This is a genomic window from Lutibacter profundi, assembly GCF_001543325.1.
Classification (GTDB): Bacteria; Bacteroidota; Bacteroidia; order Flavobacteriales; family Flavobacteriaceae; genus Lutibacter; species Lutibacter profundi.
Genome location: NZ_CP013355.1, coordinates 2,094,787 through 2,110,503, shown reverse-complemented (window position 1 = coordinate 2,110,503; position 15,717 = coordinate 2,094,787). Strand labels below are relative to the sequence as shown.

The 15,717-nt window shown below is 29.7% G+C and carries 16 protein-coding genes and 1 pseudogene; 10 read left to right on the top strand and 7 right to left on the bottom strand.

Features of this window, described 5'->3' with window-relative positions; genetic code table 11:
• The first annotated feature begins 86 nt into the window (after positions 1 to 86).
• Positions 87 to 1,301: an aminotransferase class V-fold PLP-dependent enzyme gene (locus Lupro_RS09320; RefSeq protein ID WP_068209190.1), complete on the top strand. Its 1,215-nt coding sequence runs from the start codon at positions 87 to 89 to the stop codon at positions 1,299 to 1,301.
• A gap of 20 nt (positions 1,302 to 1,321) precedes the next feature.
• Here Lupro_RS09320 and rnhA read toward each other — a convergent pair whose 3' ends face one another.
• A complete protein-coding gene (gene rnhA / locus Lupro_RS09315) occupies positions 1,322 to 1,807 on the bottom strand; it encodes a ribonuclease HI (RefSeq protein WP_068209187.1) in 486 nt (161 codons plus the stop codon).
• Positions 1,797 to 2,369 carry a phosphoribosylglycinamide formyltransferase gene (gene purN / locus Lupro_RS09310; RefSeq protein WP_068209184.1) on the bottom strand — a complete coding sequence of 191 codons (573 nt, stop codon included), beginning with the start codon at positions 2,367 to 2,369 and terminating at the stop codon, positions 1,797 to 1,799. The genes rnhA and purN overlap by 11 nt, the downstream gene beginning before the upstream one ends.
• A 181-nt stretch (positions 2,370 to 2,550) precedes the next feature.
• Between purN and Lupro_RS09305 the strand changes: the two genes are divergently transcribed.
• From Lupro_RS09305 to pyk, 5 genes are all read left to right on the top strand, one after another.
• Positions 2,551 to 2,787 carry an acyl carrier protein gene (locus tag Lupro_RS09305; RefSeq protein WP_068209181.1) on the top strand — a complete coding sequence of 79 codons (237 nt, stop codon included), beginning with the start codon at positions 2,551 to 2,553 and terminating at the stop codon, positions 2,785 to 2,787.
• 7 nt (positions 2,788 to 2,794) lie between these two features.
• The gene (gene fabF, locus Lupro_RS09300; RefSeq protein ID WP_068209178.1) at positions 2,795 to 4,045 is read left to right on the top strand and encodes a beta-ketoacyl-ACP synthase II; all 1,251 of its coding nucleotides are present in this window, start codon (positions 2,795 to 2,797) and stop codon (positions 4,043 to 4,045) included.
• Between the two features lie 12 nt (positions 4,046 to 4,057).
• Entirely contained in the window at positions 4,058 to 4,798 is a 741-nt protein-coding gene (rnc, locus tag Lupro_RS09295) for a ribonuclease III (protein ID WP_068209174.1), read from the top strand.
• 86 nt (positions 4,799 to 4,884) lie between these two features.
• Positions 4,885 to 5,340, top strand: a complete 456-nt coding sequence (locus tag Lupro_RS09290; RefSeq protein ID WP_068209171.1) for an IPExxxVDY family protein — start codon at positions 4,885 to 4,887, stop codon at positions 5,338 to 5,340.
• A gap of 2 nt (positions 5,341 to 5,342) precedes the next feature.
• Positions 5,343 to 6,779: a pyruvate kinase gene (gene pyk / locus Lupro_RS09285; protein WP_068209167.1), complete on the top strand. Its 1,437-nt coding sequence runs from the start codon at positions 5,343 to 5,345 to the stop codon at positions 6,777 to 6,779.
• Here the strand turns inward: pyk and Lupro_RS09280 are convergent.
• Positions 6,776 to 7,882, bottom strand: a complete 1,107-nt coding sequence (locus tag Lupro_RS09280; protein ID WP_068209165.1) for a DUF2891 domain-containing protein — start codon at positions 7,880 to 7,882, stop codon at positions 6,776 to 6,778. The genes pyk and Lupro_RS09280 overlap by 4 nt on opposite strands.
• A gap of 2 nt (positions 7,883 to 7,884) precedes the next feature.
• Entirely contained in the window at positions 7,885 to 10,200 is a 2,316-nt protein-coding gene (locus Lupro_RS09275; RefSeq protein ID WP_068209162.1) for a M28 family peptidase, read from the bottom strand.
• A gap of 156 nt (positions 10,201 to 10,356) precedes the next feature.
• Between Lupro_RS09275 and Lupro_RS09270 the strand changes: the two genes are divergently transcribed.
• Entirely contained in the window at positions 10,357 to 11,772 is a 1,416-nt protein-coding gene (locus Lupro_RS09270) for an alkaline phosphatase (protein WP_068209159.1), read from the top strand.
• A 188-nt stretch (positions 11,773 to 11,960) separates the two neighbouring features.
• Here the strand turns inward: Lupro_RS09270 and Lupro_RS09265 are convergent, their stop codons facing one another.
• Together Lupro_RS09265 and Lupro_RS09260 are read right to left on the bottom strand one after the other, a co-directional pair.
• Complete coding sequence (locus Lupro_RS09265; RefSeq protein ID WP_068209155.1) at positions 11,961 to 12,308, bottom strand: hypothetical protein; 348 nt, start codon at positions 12,306 to 12,308, stop codon at positions 11,961 to 11,963.
• A 45-nt stretch (positions 12,309 to 12,353) separates the two neighbouring features.
• Complete coding sequence (locus Lupro_RS09260) at positions 12,354 to 12,905, bottom strand: HNH endonuclease family protein (RefSeq protein WP_068209152.1); 552 nt, start codon at positions 12,903 to 12,905, stop codon at positions 12,354 to 12,356.
• 180 nt (positions 12,906 to 13,085) lie between these two features.
• Here Lupro_RS09260 and Lupro_RS09255 point away from each other — a divergent pair, with 180 nt between their 5' ends.
• A complete protein-coding gene (locus Lupro_RS09255) occupies positions 13,086 to 13,424 on the top strand; it encodes a single-stranded DNA-binding protein (protein WP_068209149.1) in 339 nt (112 codons plus the stop codon).
• Positions 13,425 to 13,570: 146 nt separating this feature from the next.
• Positions 13,571 to 14,383, top strand: coding sequence for a DUF3179 domain-containing (seleno)protein (locus Lupro_RS09250; protein ID WP_158499563.1), 813 nt, complete (start codon positions 13,571 to 13,573; stop codon positions 14,381 to 14,383).
• Here the strand turns inward: Lupro_RS09250 and Lupro_RS09245 are convergent.
• The gene (locus Lupro_RS09245; RefSeq protein ID WP_068209143.1) at positions 14,309 to 15,187 is read right to left on the bottom strand and encodes an IS982 family transposase; all 879 of its coding nucleotides are present in this window, start codon (positions 15,185 to 15,187) and stop codon (positions 14,309 to 14,311) included. The genes Lupro_RS09250 and Lupro_RS09245 overlap by 75 nt on opposite strands.
• Before the next feature lie 239 nt (positions 15,188 to 15,426).
• Here Lupro_RS09245 and Lupro_RS13745 point away from each other — a divergent pair.
• Positions 15,427 to 15,594: pseudogene (locus tag Lupro_RS13745) on the top strand (IS982 family transposase); the annotation flags it as partial.
• Positions 15,595 to 15,717: the final 123 nt, after the last annotated feature.

Sequence of the window (15,717 nt, the reverse complement as noted above, 5' to 3'; positions counted from 1 at the left end):
CCCCTTATATTAATATTACCCTTTATTGTTCTTAAACAAACTCTTATTTTGTAATTTCGCATTTAGAATGATTCTAAAAAAAGAAAATGATAGATATCCAAAAAATTAGAACTGAGTTTCCCATACTAAAACAAAAAGTGAATGGTAAACCATTGGTATATTTTGATAATGCCGCTACAAGCCAAAAACCACAAATTGTAATTGATAGTATTGTTAACTATTACACTACTTTTAACGCAAATATTCATAGAGGAGTGCACACACTTAGTCAAAAAGCAACAAATGCCTTTGAAGAAGCACGTGTTAAACTGCAAAAACATTTTAATGCTAAAAAAAACTATGAAATTATTTTAACCGCAGGAACAACACACAGTATAAATATTGTTGCTACTGGTTTTACTTCATTATTAAAGAAAGGAGATGAAATTATAGTCTCAGCCTTAGAGCACCATTCAAACATAGTTCCTTGGCAAATGTTATGCGAACGAACGGGTGCAATTTTAAAAGTAATTCCTATGAATGAAGAAGGAGAATTACAGCTAGATATCTATGAAAAATTACTCTCTGAAAAAACAAAACTAGTATTTGTAAATCACGTTTCAAATGCTTTGGGAACTATAAATCCTATTAAAAAAATTATTGATAAAGCACATCATATTGGTGCTGCAGTTTTAATTGATGGAGCACAAAGTTCTGCCCATATTAAAACAGATGTTCAGGCGTTGGATGTTGATTTCTATGTTGCTTCGGCACATAAAATGTGTGGCCCTACAGGTGTTGGAATATTGTACGGGAAAGAGAAATGGCTTCATAAATTACCGCCATACCAAGGTGGAGGTGAAATGATTAAACAAGTTACTTTTGAAAAAACAACTTACGCAGATTTACCTTATAAATTTGAAGCAGGAACACCAAATATCGCAGGTGTAATTGCATTTGGAACCGCCATTGACTATATAAATAATTTAGGTTTCGATAACATTGCAGCTTATGAAGATGAGTTGCTTCAATACGCTACAAAAAAATTACTTCAAATAGAAGGACTAAAAATTTATGGTACTTCAAAAACAAAAACGGCTGTTATTTCATTTAATATTGAAGGAATTCACCCGTATGATATAGGAGTAATTATTGACAAATTGGGAATTGCTGTTAGAACTGGCCACCATTGTGCACAACCTATTATGGACTTTTATAAAATTCCTGGAACCGTTAGAGCTTCCTTTGCTTTTTACAACACTTTTGAGGAAATTGATTTATTGTATGAAGCAATTATTAAGGCTAAAACAATGCTTTCTTAATTGGAAAAATAAATTCTTTTTTAAAAAAGTAAATCTTCCTTTTTAATATAACCTGTGTCTTCTAATAAGTTTTCTTTTTTTGAAGCTTGAACAGCTAACACATCACACCGTTCATTTTGGGGGTGATTATTATGTCCTTTTATCCAAATAAATTTAGTGTTTCTTGGATTGTAAATTTTTAAAAAACGCTTCCATAAATCTGGATTTTTAACATCCTTAAATCTTTTTTTTTGCCACCCTAAGAGCCATTTTTTTTCAACAGCATCAACAACGTATTTAGAATCTGAAAATACCGTGATTTCAACATCTGTTGTTTTTATTTTTTCTAAAGCAACAATTACTGCCAACAATTCCATACGATTATTGGTTGTTTTCTTATATCCTTCAGAAAATTCTTTTTTATAAGGCTTTCCTACCCACTCCATAACAATACCGTAACCTCCGGGTCCTGGGTTTCCACTGCAAGCACCATCCGTATAAATATGTACTTGATTTTTATTTTTCATTTTCTAAAATAACTTTTTCAATAATTTTTGGAAAATTTTCTTGCTCTAAAACATGTATTTTTTTGGCAACATCTTCAGCGGTATCACAAACTAAAACTTCAACACTTTTTTGGAAAATAATAGCTCCTTCGTCATAATTTTCATTCACAAAGTGAATAGTTATTCCTGTTTCTTTTTCTCTATTTTCTACAACAGCATTGTGTACATGCATACCATACATTCCCTTTCCTCCATATTTTGGCAATAGTGCCGGATGAATATTTAGTATCTTATTAGGAAATAGCTCAATAATTTTAAGCGGTATTTTCCATAAAAACCCAGCTAAAATTATATAATCTGCTTGCTCTTTTAAAATAGTGAGTATTTCATTCGTGTTAAATAGAGAATTTTTATCAAAATATCTACTTGGTATACCTAAGCGTTTTGCTTTTTTTAAAACATCAGCTTCTTTATTGTTAGATAGTACTTGAACAACAGAAATTAAACTGTTGTTTTTAAAATATTTTATGATATTCTCAGCATTTGTACCTGTGCCAGAAGCCAGTATTGCAATACGCTTCATTTATTTAAGAATTAATTTATGTTTTACACAAATAAAATAAATATATAACAACTTTTACTGGTTAAATAAAAAAACTTTCTATATTTTTAGAAAACATTAATTATCTTTTATGAAGTAAAATATTTTCATTTCAATAAAGTTTTATATTTTTGCCCAGTAATTAAATTAAAAAATAAAAATTATGTCAGACATTGCATCAAGAGTTAAAGCCATTATCGTAGATAAATTAGGCGTTGACGAAAATGAAGTAACAACAGAAGCAAGCTTCACTAACGATTTAGGAGCAGATTCACTTGATACTGTTGAGTTAATTATGGAATTCGAAAAAGAATTTGATATTCAAATTCCGGATGATCAAGCAGAGAATATTGGAACTGTTGGTCAAGCAATTAGCTATATAGAAGAAGCTAAAAAGTAATTCTTATATGGAAATAAGACGAGTAGTAGTAACTGGACTTGGTGCTTTAACACCAATAGGGAATAACATTGAACAATATTGGAACGGCCTTGTTAATGGTGTTAGCGGGGCTGCTCCAATTACACACTTTGATGCTACCAAGTTCAAAACTCGTTTTGCCTGTGAATTAAAAAACTTTGAGGTTACAAATTTTATGAACCGAAAAGAAGCTCGTAAAATGGATAGATTTACGCAGTATGCTATGGTAGCTACTGAAGAAGCCATTAACGATTCACAATTAGATTTAGAAAAAATTGACAAAGATAGGGTTGGCGTTATTTGGGGAGCAGGAATTGGCGGTTTAGAAACTTTTCAAAATGAAGTTTTAAATTTTTCTGCTGGTGATGGAACTCCTAGATTTAATCCTTTCTTTATTCCAAAAATGATTGCTGATATTGCACCGGGTCAAATTTCCATTAAATATGGGTTTAGAGGACCAAACTTTGCAACAGTATCAGCATGTGCATCTTCTTCAAATTCAATTATTGATGCTTTAAATTATATCCGATTAGGATATGCAGATATCATGGTGTCTGGAGGTTCTGAAGCTACTATAACCATTGCAGGAATGGGTGGATTTAATGCGCTACAAGCACTTTCTACAAGAAACGATGATCCAGCAACTGCATCAAGACCCTTTGATAAAGACAGAGATGGCTTTGTCTCTGGTGAAGGAGCAGGCACACTAATTCTTGAAGAATATGAACACGCCAAAGCAAGAGGTGCAAAAATTTATGCTGAAGTAGCTGGAGGAGGATTATCAGCTGATGCTTATCACATTACTGCACCACATCCCGAAGGATTAGGAGCTAAATTAGTGATGAAAAACTGTTTAAAAGATGCTGGTTTAAAACCTGAGGATGTAGATGCTATAAACATGCATGGTACCGCAACACCATTAGGAGACATTGCTGAATCTAAAGCAATTTTAGAAGTGTTTGGAGAACACGCATACAAGCTTAATCTAAACTCAACCAAGTCAATGACCGGACACTTATTAGGTGCTGCTGGAGCCATTGAAGCTATTGCTTCTATATTAGCAATGAAATATGGTATTGTACCTCCTACAATAAATCATTTTACTGATGATGATCAAATTGACAGTAAATTAAACTTTACATTTAACAAAGCTCAAAAACGAAATGTAAAAGTTGCAATGAGTAATACCTTTGGATTTGGAGGGCACAATGCTTGTGTACTTCTTAAAAAACTTGATTAATAACAAATTTGAATGAACTTCATTCGTAAAATAATAAAACCTCGCTCAAAAAAAGAGGAGATTTTTTATATTGAGCTAAAAAGATTATTAGGCTTTACTCCAAAAAAATTACAGTATTATCAAAAAGCTTTCATTCATAGATCTATAAAGGAAATAGATAAAGAAACTGGCTTAACAATTAACTATGAGCGATTAGAGTTTTTAGGAGATGCTATGTTAAGTGCTATAATTGCTGCACATTTATTTCAAGAAGTTCCTACGGGAGACGAAGGTTATTTAACTCAAATGCGTTCTAAAATTGTAAGTAGAGAGCATTTAAATGAACTTGGTAGAGATTTAGGCTTATTACATTTTGTTAGAAGTAATATTTCAAGATCAAAATTTGGAGATAATATACATGGAAATGTTTTTGAAGCTTTGGTTGGAGCCATATATTTAGATAAAGGGTATAACTATTGTGAAAAGTTTATCTATAAAAGGGTTATTGCACCTTATGTTGATGTACCAAAATTAGAAGGTAAAATAACCAGCTATAAAAGTTTATTTATTGAATGGTGTCAAAAACAAAAAACAACTTTTTTATACGATGTTTATGAAGATACGGGTAATGATTCAATAAAACATTTTAGTGTTAAACTAATTTTAAATGGTAAAGTAATTGCTAAAGGCAGAGCAACTTCGAAGAAAAAAGCTGAAGAAATTGCTTCAAAAAGAGCTTATTTTGCATTCCAAAACGAAATTTCGAACCCATAAACCAGATGCGAATACGATTTCGCAAAATTATTAGTTACTGTTATTAAACAATAGTATTTTTACCAAACCAATTATACAATTTTTGTATGCAATTATTAACACTTGATTTAGAGGACGATTATTTACTAATTGGAATTCATTCAACTGAAGAAGATTACAGATTGGCATATCTATTAAATAAACATTTAGAAACTAAGCTAATTCACTATAAACATCATTTAGATTTTAAAAATTCCGATGCTCAATTTCCTTTATTTGAATTTAATGATGAAAATAATTTTATGAGTTATTATTTAATAAATAATAAATACATACAAGTAGTTAAAACTAAAAATGAAGGATTATTTGAAGGTGATTATAGTACAATTTCTTATTTAATACCCGAAAAAAAGAAAATAGATTACTTTCTAAAAATTAAAGGATGTAATCAATCAAATTTTGTTAAAAAATTGGTTGACAAATTAAATAATATTAATCAAATAATTACTGCATACGCCATAGACCCTAATACACTAAAATCTAAAAATCACCTAATATTCTAATTATGTTAAAAAATAGAAAACGCACAAAAATTGTAGCAACTCTTGGACCCGCTTGCAGCACCAAAGAAATTATTAAAAAAATGATAGAAGCTGGTGTAAATGTATTTAGAGTAAATTTTTCACATGCCGATTATGAAGATGTTAAAGAAAAAATTAAAATAATTAGAGATATTAATAAACGTCTTAATTTTCATGTCGCCATTTTAGCCGATTTACAAGGTCCAAAATTACGCGTTGGAGTTATGGGGGAGAAAGTGAAATTAAAAGAAGGAGATACATTTACATTCACTACAAAAAAATGTGAAGGCACTTCTGAAGAAGCTTATATGACCTATCAAAACTTCCCGAAAGATGTAAAGGTTGGTGAACATATTTTGGTTGATGATGGTAAATTATTGTTTGAAGTTACGGCAACTGATCGAGACACAAAAGTAACCACAAAAGTTTTACGTGGCGGTAAATTAAAATCTAAAAAAGGCGTAAATCTTCCTAATACAAAAATATCATTGCCTGCTTTAACCGAAAAAGACATTGAAGATGCTTTATTTGCAATTAAAATGGAAGTAGATTGGATTGCTTTATCCTTTGTTAGAACACCTGAAGATTTAATTGAATTGAATACATTAATAAAAGAAAATTCTCCATATAAAATTCCTGTAATTGCTAAAATTGAAAAACCTGAGGCAGTTGCAAATATTAATAAGCTTACCGCTTATTGTGACGCTTTAATGGTAGCCCGTGGAGATTTAGGTGTTGAAGTACCTATGGAACAAGTGCCTCTTATTCAAAAAAGATTGGTATTAAAAGCTAAGAAAGCAAATATACCTGTTATTATTGCTACACAAATGATGGAAACTATGATTGATAATCAAGTTCCAACAAGAGCTGAAGTTAATGATGTTGCAAATTCAATAATGGATGGTGCCGATGCCGTAATGCTTTCAGGAGAAACATCTGTTGGCGAATTTCCTATTGCTGTAATTAAGCAAATGCGTAGAATTATTGAAAATGTTGAAAATTCTCCATTAATTTCAATACCTGATGAATATGTACAATGTGTTAATGAACGGTTTATTTCAAAAACAATTTGTCATCAAGCCGCACTTATGGCAACTTCAATTAATGCTGAAGTAATTACAACATTAACAGACTCTGGTTACACGGCATTTCACATTTCTTCTTGGAGGCCAACATCTAATATTTTGGTGTTTTCATCAAATAGAAGAATATTAGCAATGTTAAATTTATTATGGGGCGTAAAAGGTATTTATTATGATAAATTTGTAAGTACGGATCAAACAATTAAAGACATTAATACCATTGCCAATCAAAGAGGTTATTTGAATGAAGGTGATTTTGCTATTAATATTACATCTATGCCTGTTAAGGAAAGAGGTATGGCAAACACGTTGCGTATTACTCAATTTAAAAAAGATTAATTACTTTTAAGTACAGCATATAAGGCAAAAGAAGCTAACCAATGAGCACCTGCATACTCACCTGAATCCATTTTATTATAACTATAACTAAAGTGCTTATTGGCCAAATTTATCATTTTTTTATTTTTTAAAACAAACCCCATTTCATATAAACACCAAGCTCTACTAAAATTTAATCCATCTAAATGTGCTAATTTACCGTCTGATCTATCAGTTACTTGAGCCACTCTTAAATACTGTGAAGGATTATTTCTGAAATTTGGCAAAAAAGCGTCAAGCCAAACAATATAATCTTCAATGGGTAAAACTTTCAACATTAATGAGGCTTCTTGTAAACAAGGAGATAAAAAATCAAATCCGCCTGGTTCCCAGTTAATTGGACATCCTTTATCATTCATATAATAGGCTGTTGCTTTCTCAATAATTATTTTTTCTAATTTTGGCGAATATTTTTTAGCATAATCTAATGCAAATGACATTCCAAAAGCGGTATTAGGATGTTCTCCTACTCTTATAGGGTACTTTAATTTTGGTAAAAACGCTATATATTTTTCTTCAACAAGATTTACTAAAGGTTTTAAATTTTCATACATCTCTTTTGCTTCTTCTGTATTCCAATCTTTCAACGTTTCAGCAACTTTCAAAAGCCAGGCCCAACCATAAGTTCTTTCAAAATTTTTATTGTAATTATCATCAAAAAATTGTACTTCTTTTAAAATGTTTTCTTTAGTAATGCTTTTTTGTAGTTTTTGTAAAATAATATCTCGTTGCTTAAAATTTGGTAATTCCTTTATAATGTTAAGTAAAGTCCAATGTCCATGCACTGAAGAGTGCCAATCAAAACATCCATAAAAAGCGGGGTGTAATTCTGAAGGTTCTTTTAAATACGTTGCATCTCCCAAAACTTGCCCCAATTTATTTGGGTATTCCTGATCAATACAATCAAAGGCGAAATGATATAAATAATTGGCACTTTTTTCATTTAATTCTGGTTTTGAATAACTAATTTCTGTACTTTTTTTAGCCACTATTTTAACTGGAGTATTTTGTTTGCAAGCAACTATAAAATTAATAGTAACAATTAGGGTGATAAATTTCTTCATTTTTAAAAAGTTAGGTTGGTTTTAATAACTGTAGCATCATTCAAAACAAAAGGCATTGGCATCATTATTTCTGAACGAGGTATTATTTTAAATTCTGAATTTGTAAACAAATCATATTTCGCTTCTAATACATCAATATTAAATTTTTGAAACCTATCAACTACAAATTCTAACTTAATTATTTCATCTTTATTCGTTCTATAGTAACTCATTAGGGTACCTTGTGTAATTTCAAAAACATACTTTTCTTTTAGATTTTTTTTCAAAGATTCATTATTTACTTTGAACGATTTGAATTTTATAGGCGTTTTTGTTATTATTTCAACTTTGTTTGCATTTCTATTTGATAAAATACTTAAACCAACTTTTCTATCACTACCAATTATAGTATCTAAAACTATTGAAATTATAGGTTTCTTCAAATTTTTAATTGCTGTTTTTGTGTACCATTGAATTCCTGTTTTGTATTTACTTGCTGTAGTGTTTTTATCATAACTTCCTTTTATTGGATGTTCTCCTAAAAATTGTTTGGTAAATTTATCTACTTTAGAATTGTAACTTGCCCAATAGGCTTCATTTTTATTTACATCTAAAACATATAAAATACTATTTGGTTGCTTTCTATCTATGCTATAGCTTGAAAAAACAGTAGCTGATATTAATGCCATAACGCCAACTAATAAAAATAAGTTAGCTAGGTTTTTAGGCTTTTTATATTGTTGAAAAACAGGAATTAAAACCCCAAATAATAGTACGGTAAAAAAGGTGCTAATTACAAGCATTTTCAACCCTAATCCTACTGGAAACATTTTTATCAACGGTGAAAAAATTAGAAGTATTGGAATTGATAATACCGTAAAAAACAGTATTGTTTTAGACTGTTTTTTATTAAAAATTAAAACACCTAATATGACCAATAAAATTAGTACTGGCAAGATAAAAAAACCTGCTCCCTTTAAATAAAAAGCAACAGCTCCATTGATTAAAAGCCACACAAATAATGGAGCAATTATTAAATCTTGTATGCTTCTTTTTTTAAAAAACCCTTTATAAAACCAAAAACAAATAGCTAGTGTAAACGAAACAAAAACCGCTATATAATAATAACCATTATAGGTAAACCCATGTAAAATATCATTGTATTGAGGGTGTATTACCAATAATAATTTCCAACCATAAATTGCAAAAAGTACTGAAATTACTAATGATATAGTAAAAGGGATAAAGCCTTTAAAAATACCCGACAGCGTGAATACTTTTTTTGAAATACCTATAAAAACAAGGAATATAAATAAAATAACGCTACCTATAAAAAGCGGTGTTACAAATGAAAATGGATAAAAAATTAATCCAAAATAAGGAACATTAAAATACACATAATCAACATTTGAATTGAAGTTTTCAACAGAATTATATGCGAAAAAATTAAGTAAAGGCATTAAATATGAAGCTTGATGATTTAAAGTGTTTAAATCTAAACGCTCGTAGGAATCTTGAGCAGTATGGTAATCAAAATGATCACCAATAAAGGCAAAATTAAAGCCGCTTATATCTCCATCTTCTCTAAAAACAGTTAAATCTGTATCGTTAGGCAACATTTTGTAGATACTGTACATTAGTGAGTTGGCTACAGGATAAGGCGTTTTAGCATTGCTAAATGCTTCAATTAATTTTTTATTTCCACCATTTGTCTCTAACAACATATAACTTGGACCTCCACTTCCACGAGCTTCAAAGTTTAGCACTAAACCTACATTTTTTGCCCAAGGATGGTGGTTTACAAAGGCATTTGCTCCTAGCAATCCTAATTCTTCAGCATCTGTAATACAAATAATAATATCATTTTTTGGTTGTTTTTTACTTGCCAAAAATGCACGAATACCTTCTAAAATAGTAACTACCCCGCTTCCGGCATCGCTAGCTCCCAAAGATGAATGTGGGTTAGCATCATAATGCGAAAGTAATAATAGTGCTTTTCCTTTTTCAGCACCTTTAATTCTAGCAATAATATTTTTAGTGTTGGCGGCAGCTCTCCATTTTTCATTAACAGCCATTTGCTCTTGAATTTCAACCTCTAGCCCTAGTTTTTTTAATTCTGTTTCAATATAATTTACCACAAACTCATGAGCGGTAGAACCCGTAAAATGTGGTTTTTTTGTAATTTCTTTTAAATGTTTTAATGCATTTGAAGTTGAAAACTCTGTTTTTGCGGGTGTTTCCACAATATTTCCCGAAGGCATTAATGCGTAAAAGCTATAATAAACTGTAGCTACTATAATTAAAAGTGAAATAACTTGGTAGTATTTTTTTGAAATCATATTTTAAAAAATTGAAATGCCTAAAATTAATTTATTTTTTAGTTTAATTAAAATAAAATGTTAACGTTTCATTAAATGTACCTACAAAGCAATAAATAATACAAGGTTATTTCCTAATTCTTTTACCTTTGAAAAATACTTTTTATAAAACCCAACATGGATAGAAGAAATTTTTTTAGAAACGGGTCCTTATTTGCTCTTGGAACTTCACTATTAAACCCCTTTGATATTGTAGCTGCTCCAACTGATTTTGATACTGTAAAAAAACATAAAAAGGCCAAAAATATTATAATTGTTATTAGTGATGGTATGAGTATTGGAACTCTTAATATGGCTGATTTATACTTGTCAAGAAAAACAGGGATTGGTAGTAACTGGCTCCAATTATATAAAGAAAATAAAGTAAATAGAGGGTTAATGGATATGGCATCTGCCACGTCTTTGGTGACCGATTCTGCTGCTGCTAGTTCATCTTGGGGTGGTGGTGTTAGAATACCAAATGGAGGAATAAATGTTAGTGCTAATGGTGAAGAACATTTACCTCTTTGGCAAAAATTTAAAAAAGCTGGTAAAATGGCTGGTTGTGTTACAACTGTGCCTATAACGCATGCAACACCTGCCGGATTTTGCGTAAACAGTAAATCTCGTAATTCTCAAGAAAAAATTGCTGAAAAATATTTAGAGCAAAGTTTTGATATTATGATGGGCGGTGGAAATAATTACTTTTCTTCAAACTACAGAAAAGATAAAGTTGATATGTATCAGAAGTTTACCCATGCTGGTTATCAAGTTGTAAAAACAAGAAATGAAATGTTAGCTGCTGATATAACCAAACCTATTTTGGGTGTTTTTTACAATAACGGTCTTCCTTACACAAAAGATAGAGACAATAATAAAGAACTTAGCGATAAAATTCCAACTTTGGGTGAAATGACTCAGAAAGCTATTGACAGAATGAAAGATAATGCAGAAGGCTTTGTACTACAAGTTGAAGCTGGAAAAGTTGATTGGGCAGCACATGGAAATGATATTGCTGGTTTATTGTACGATCAAGTAGCTCATGATGAAGCTTTAAAGGTAGCTATTGATTTTGCTGAAAAAGACGAAGAAACTTTAGTAATAATAACTACAGATCACGGAAATGCAAATCCCGGACTAATTTATGGCAAAAAAGCCAACGTTAATTTTGATTCAATTCAAAACTACAAACATACAAATGAATGGATTTTAAATGGTTTTAGTAAAGAAACTTCCATTTCACAGGTTAAAGAACGAATAGAATATGCTAATAATTTTGCTACAACTGATAATGAAGCTAAATTAATTTTAAGCTACTACAACAATTTAAAATCTGAAAATGGCGTATACAATGCACGACATTTGCCTTTCAAAGTACTTGCTGAAATTCAAAAACAACATAATTCAATTGGTTGGATTAGCATGCAACATTCTGCTGATTATGTTGAATTAGCAATGTTTGGCCCTGGAAGTGATTTATTAACACCTTTTATAAAAAATACCGACTTACATTATTTAATGTTGGAAGCTGCTGAAGTAGAAAACAAGTTTTAACCTTCGTTTAAAAGTGTTTTACTACATTCTCAATAGCAAAACGTTATTACGAGGAGTTCTTTACGACGAAGTAATCTGTATAAAAAGTAACAGATTGCTTCACTACGTTGCGTTTGTATTCTTTTCCTTTTAACAAATTTAAATATTTTTATAATTTGCTAAACAAAAGGCAATGATGAAATACACAATTATTCTTTTCTTATCAATAAATAATAATCGTTTTCTAAAGCTAAGTAACCTTGGTCGTAAATGTAGTAATACGTATTTCCTGTTTTTGTAGTATATATTGATGTGAAAAAATTAAAATCAAAATTACCATCTAACAATTTTCTTCTAGTAACTTTTGTTTTACCTGTTACATTTAACTTCGTGAGTAAATGATGATTTTTACGCAATCTATTGTTTGTGTTTCGTATAAGGTTTTTGCTCTCCTTGTTAATTTTATTATTGAATGAATTTCTACAATAATCTGAACAGAATTTTTTATCAATTCGTCCAATTAATGGTTCTCCACATTCTAAGCAATTTTTTTTCATAGCAATTTTTATCTTTTTCAATTATTCTTTTTAAAAAAATAGTTGTTACACTTTTACACTTCCCCAGTTTTCGCCAGATTTAATTCTATACAACTGCATTTCAGAAATTCCAAATTGTTTGGCAATTAAGCGCATTCTTGTTCTCCTATTTGGATCTAATATTTTCTTCTTTATTATTCGAACTCTTCCTTCTGTCAATTTAGAGTAGGTTCTTCGTCCTAATCTTTTTTTATGAACTGGATTTTTTTTGTTGTGCTCATTAAGTTCAACTCTATTCGTCCATTTTAAATTTGAAGCTACATTATTTGTTTTGTCAAAGTCTAAATGAATTACAAATTTTTGGTCCTCTTTTCTTTCTAAAAATAAAATTGCCACCAACCTATGTACATAAGCTGATGAAGATTTTAAGTTTCCCTTTTTCTTGATCCCAAAAGATTTATATCCAGTCACCAGTGAAGTGGGAGATAATCTCCAATCACTGTTGTAAACTTTCTTCTTCTTAACCCTCCCATAATTTGAAATCATATATTCGTCATCATCACTCCAATGCTCTTGTGTATATGATTTCCAAATTTCATTTTTGAAATCAATTATCATAATCTAACATTTTATTTAGTAGTATAGACTTCAAAGGTATAAAAAAAACACATACAAACGTTTACATCCGTTTACATTCGAAAGTAATTATATAACAACCGAATAATATTGAAAGGCTTTCTAATATTTGCACTGTTGGATTGAACAAATGAAATTCAACGTAATTTAATACCTTATCTTATGAGTACGTTAAGAAACAAAGTGCAGTTAATTGGAAACCTAGGAAACAACCCCGAAATTATCACCTTAGATTCAGGGAAAAAGTTAGCTAAATTTTCACTGGCAACAAATGAAAGTTATAAAAATACAGAAGGAGAAAAAATCACAAATACTGAATGGCACAATCTAATTGCTTGGAATAAAACCGCAGAAATTGTAGAAAAATATCTTGAAAAAGGAAATGAAATTGCCATTGAAGGCAAACTAACTTCAAGAAGTTATGAAGATAAAGATGGCGCTAAAAAATATATTACTGAAGTTGTTATAAATGAATTATTGATGCTTGGCAACAAACAATAGTAGGGGAGATTGTTATGAAAAGGAAAAGACTGTTCTGAAAAGGCAGTCTTTTTTTTTTGCTTTTTTAAAAGAAACCCTCAAATTATTTTGTAAGAAAGCAAAAACAAATTCGTCTACTTAGCAAACGCTGAAACACAATGCAACCAATGAAAAAACTATTTATTATTACGTGTAGCTTGTTTCTTTATAGCTCTTGCAACTCTAATTCAAATGAAACTACCTTGGTAGATTTAGAAGCTAATAATACTGCATTTAATTGGATAGTTCCTACCTCTGAAATTACAGGCTCTAATAGCCCTTTCCCTTTAGCATTAAACCCTAGCTATACATTAGCAAAAGATGTTGAATTTATTTCTGACCCAAGTAAAGTGGCCTTAATTAGTTTTAAAAATGGTGAAGTTTGGGCATATCCCTATCGCTATATTAGCACCTATGAAATTATAAATGATGATAAAAACGGAATAGCATTTTCATTAACTTATTGTCCAATTACTGAAAGTAGTATCCTCTTTAAACGAGATTTTAACACAGAAGATTCCTTTATTTTAAGATCTTCTGGGTATTTATATAAAGAAAATTTAGTAGCTATTGATCAAAAAACCGATACCTATTGGTCTCAATTTTTATTAAAAAGTATTAAAGGTAAATACCAAAATAAAATGCTTGAAACTATTAATTTGGTTGAAACAACTTGGTTAACGGTAAGAACTAATTTTCCAAATGCTTACGTATTTACTAACACAAGTATTCAAAGTGGTAAAAGTTCTAAAACTTCACCCAAAACAACAATCGAAAGTAATGAAGTAGTTTATGGAGTTTTAGAAAATATCACCAAAAACGAATTACCAACCATACACATTTATCAATATCAACCCGTTGTGCATTTAAATAATGCTAATTTTTATATTATTTATATTTCTATCAAAAACAAACTTATTAATAAACTGAATGATTGTTAATGATGTTAATTTTGATAGTATTCTTGTTTTAAAACCTTGAAAAGATTTAGCATAATTTCTGCGAATCATAAATTGGTCGAAAAGTTGTGAAAACAAAGTTTCTATTCGCTTTCTTTTCTTTCTAAAAATAAATGTTTGTTTTTTATAATTCTGTTGATTTTTCCGCATTGGAACTTCCAGTTTTATTTGCTTACTTTCAAATAAATCTAATTGATAATCAGCACTTAAATATCTTTTATCTCCCAAAATCACACACTCATTAAATTGATTTTTAATATCTTTTAAATAATGAATATCGTGAACTGAAGCTTTGCTTATATCAAAACTTTTAAAAACACCCTCAATAGAACTAACCGCATGTATTTTGTACCCATAGTAGTGCATGTTTTGGCTTGCACAAAAACCTCTATTTGGAGAACTATAAAATTCTTCTTTGCAAATTTTACTGCTACTACTTCTAGCCAATTTAACCACCTCTAAAGGCATGCTATCTACCACAAAATAATTTTCAAATTCATTAAATTTATTTGATAGTTCATTTCTAATAAACGCTATGGCAAAAAATAGTTTTCGCTTTCTCCTATTATAAACAGAACGTTCAATCTTATTTTTCAAATCAATAGAAATCTCTTTAAACAACTGACATTCACTATCAATACTCATGTATTCTGCTGTTAAATTCATAGCAATTAATTCTATATCTTTAAGTCTTGGTTTTCTTTTTTGTTTTAAAAATTGTTCTTTTTCTGTAATTGACTTTAGTACTTCTAAAATTTTATTGTAATTTGCTTTAAAGTTGTTCATATATTTAATTGTTTAATATTCAAATAAATACACGACTTTAACAGGCCAATGAACAACTTTTTTTATGTAATTTATAATACACAACGGGTCTTCTAGCCTATCAAATACAGCAACCTAAGATGAGTAATTTAGAATTAATTAGTTTAAGACTAACTTCTGAATTTATAGAAATGGAAGATGCTAAAAATAACCCTAAAAGACAACTCCACATTTCTAATAAAAAAAATACAGAAACCTAGTTCTCTAAGTTATGTGATTAATTTATGATAAGACGCAATTACGCAAAGTATTTTCGAGAATTTAAGACTAGAATAATATCTAGAATTTCAGCACTCACAACCATTCAGTATTTAAATAAGTTTATCATTAAAAGAAACATCAACAATATAAAAAATAACATTATTTAGAATGTCCAACGAGTTATTCTACATCCTTGAAAAGGAAAATTAGCTTTAAATACTCTTGTATTTTTAAACAAAACATAGATATATATGGGTTTAATCCATTGAATTTGAATTAAATTGTAGTTG

Excerpts from the sequence above, each read along its gene's own strand:
- Lupro_RS09280 (WP_068209165.1), bottom strand. The coding sequence starts at position 7,882 with ATGAAGAAATTTATCACCCTAATTGTTACTATTAATTTTATAGTTGCT.
- pyk (WP_068209167.1), top strand. The coding sequence starts at position 5,343 with ATGTTAAAAAATAGAAAACGCACAAAAATTGTAGCAACTCTTGGACCC.
- Lupro_RS09260 (WP_068209152.1), bottom strand. The coding sequence starts at position 12,905 with ATGATAATTGATTTCAAAAATGAAATTTGGAAATCATATACACAAGAG.
- Lupro_RS09255 (WP_068209149.1), top strand. The coding sequence starts at position 13,086 with ATGAGTACGTTAAGAAACAAAGTGCAGTTAATTGGAAACCTAGGAAAC.
- Lupro_RS09290 (WP_068209171.1), top strand. The coding sequence starts at position 4,885 with ATGCAATTATTAACACTTGATTTAGAGGACGATTATTTACTAATTGGA.
- Lupro_RS09305 (WP_068209181.1), top strand. The coding sequence starts at position 2,551 with ATGTCAGACATTGCATCAAGAGTTAAAGCCATTATCGTAGATAAATTA.
- purN (WP_068209184.1), bottom strand. The coding sequence starts at position 2,369 with ATGAAGCGTATTGCAATACTGGCTTCTGGCACAGGTACAAATGCTGAG.
- Lupro_RS09270 (WP_068209159.1), top strand. The coding sequence starts at position 10,357 with ATGGATAGAAGAAATTTTTTTAGAAACGGGTCCTTATTTGCTCTTGGA.
- Lupro_RS09245 (WP_068209143.1), bottom strand. The coding sequence starts at position 15,187 with ATGAACAACTTTAAAGCAAATTACAATAAAATTTTAGAAGTACTAAAG.
- fabF (WP_068209178.1), top strand. The coding sequence starts at position 2,795 with ATGGAAATAAGACGAGTAGTAGTAACTGGACTTGGTGCTTTAACACCA.
- Lupro_RS09320 (WP_068209190.1), top strand. The coding sequence starts at position 87 with ATGATAGATATCCAAAAAATTAGAACTGAGTTTCCCATACTAAAACAA.
- Lupro_RS09275 (WP_068209162.1), bottom strand. The coding sequence starts at position 10,200 with ATGATTTCAAAAAAATACTACCAAGTTATTTCACTTTTAATTATAGTA.
- rnc (WP_068209174.1), top strand. The coding sequence starts at position 4,058 with ATGAACTTCATTCGTAAAATAATAAAACCTCGCTCAAAAAAAGAGGAG.
- Lupro_RS09265 (WP_068209155.1), bottom strand. The coding sequence starts at position 12,308 with ATGAAAAAAAATTGCTTAGAATGTGGAGAACCATTAATTGGACGAATT.
- rnhA (WP_068209187.1), bottom strand. The coding sequence starts at position 1,807 with ATGAAAAATAAAAATCAAGTACATATTTATACGGATGGTGCTTGCAGT.
- Lupro_RS09250 (WP_158499563.1), top strand. The coding sequence starts at position 13,571 with ATGAAAAAACTATTTATTATTACGTGTAGCTTGTTTCTTTATAGCTCT.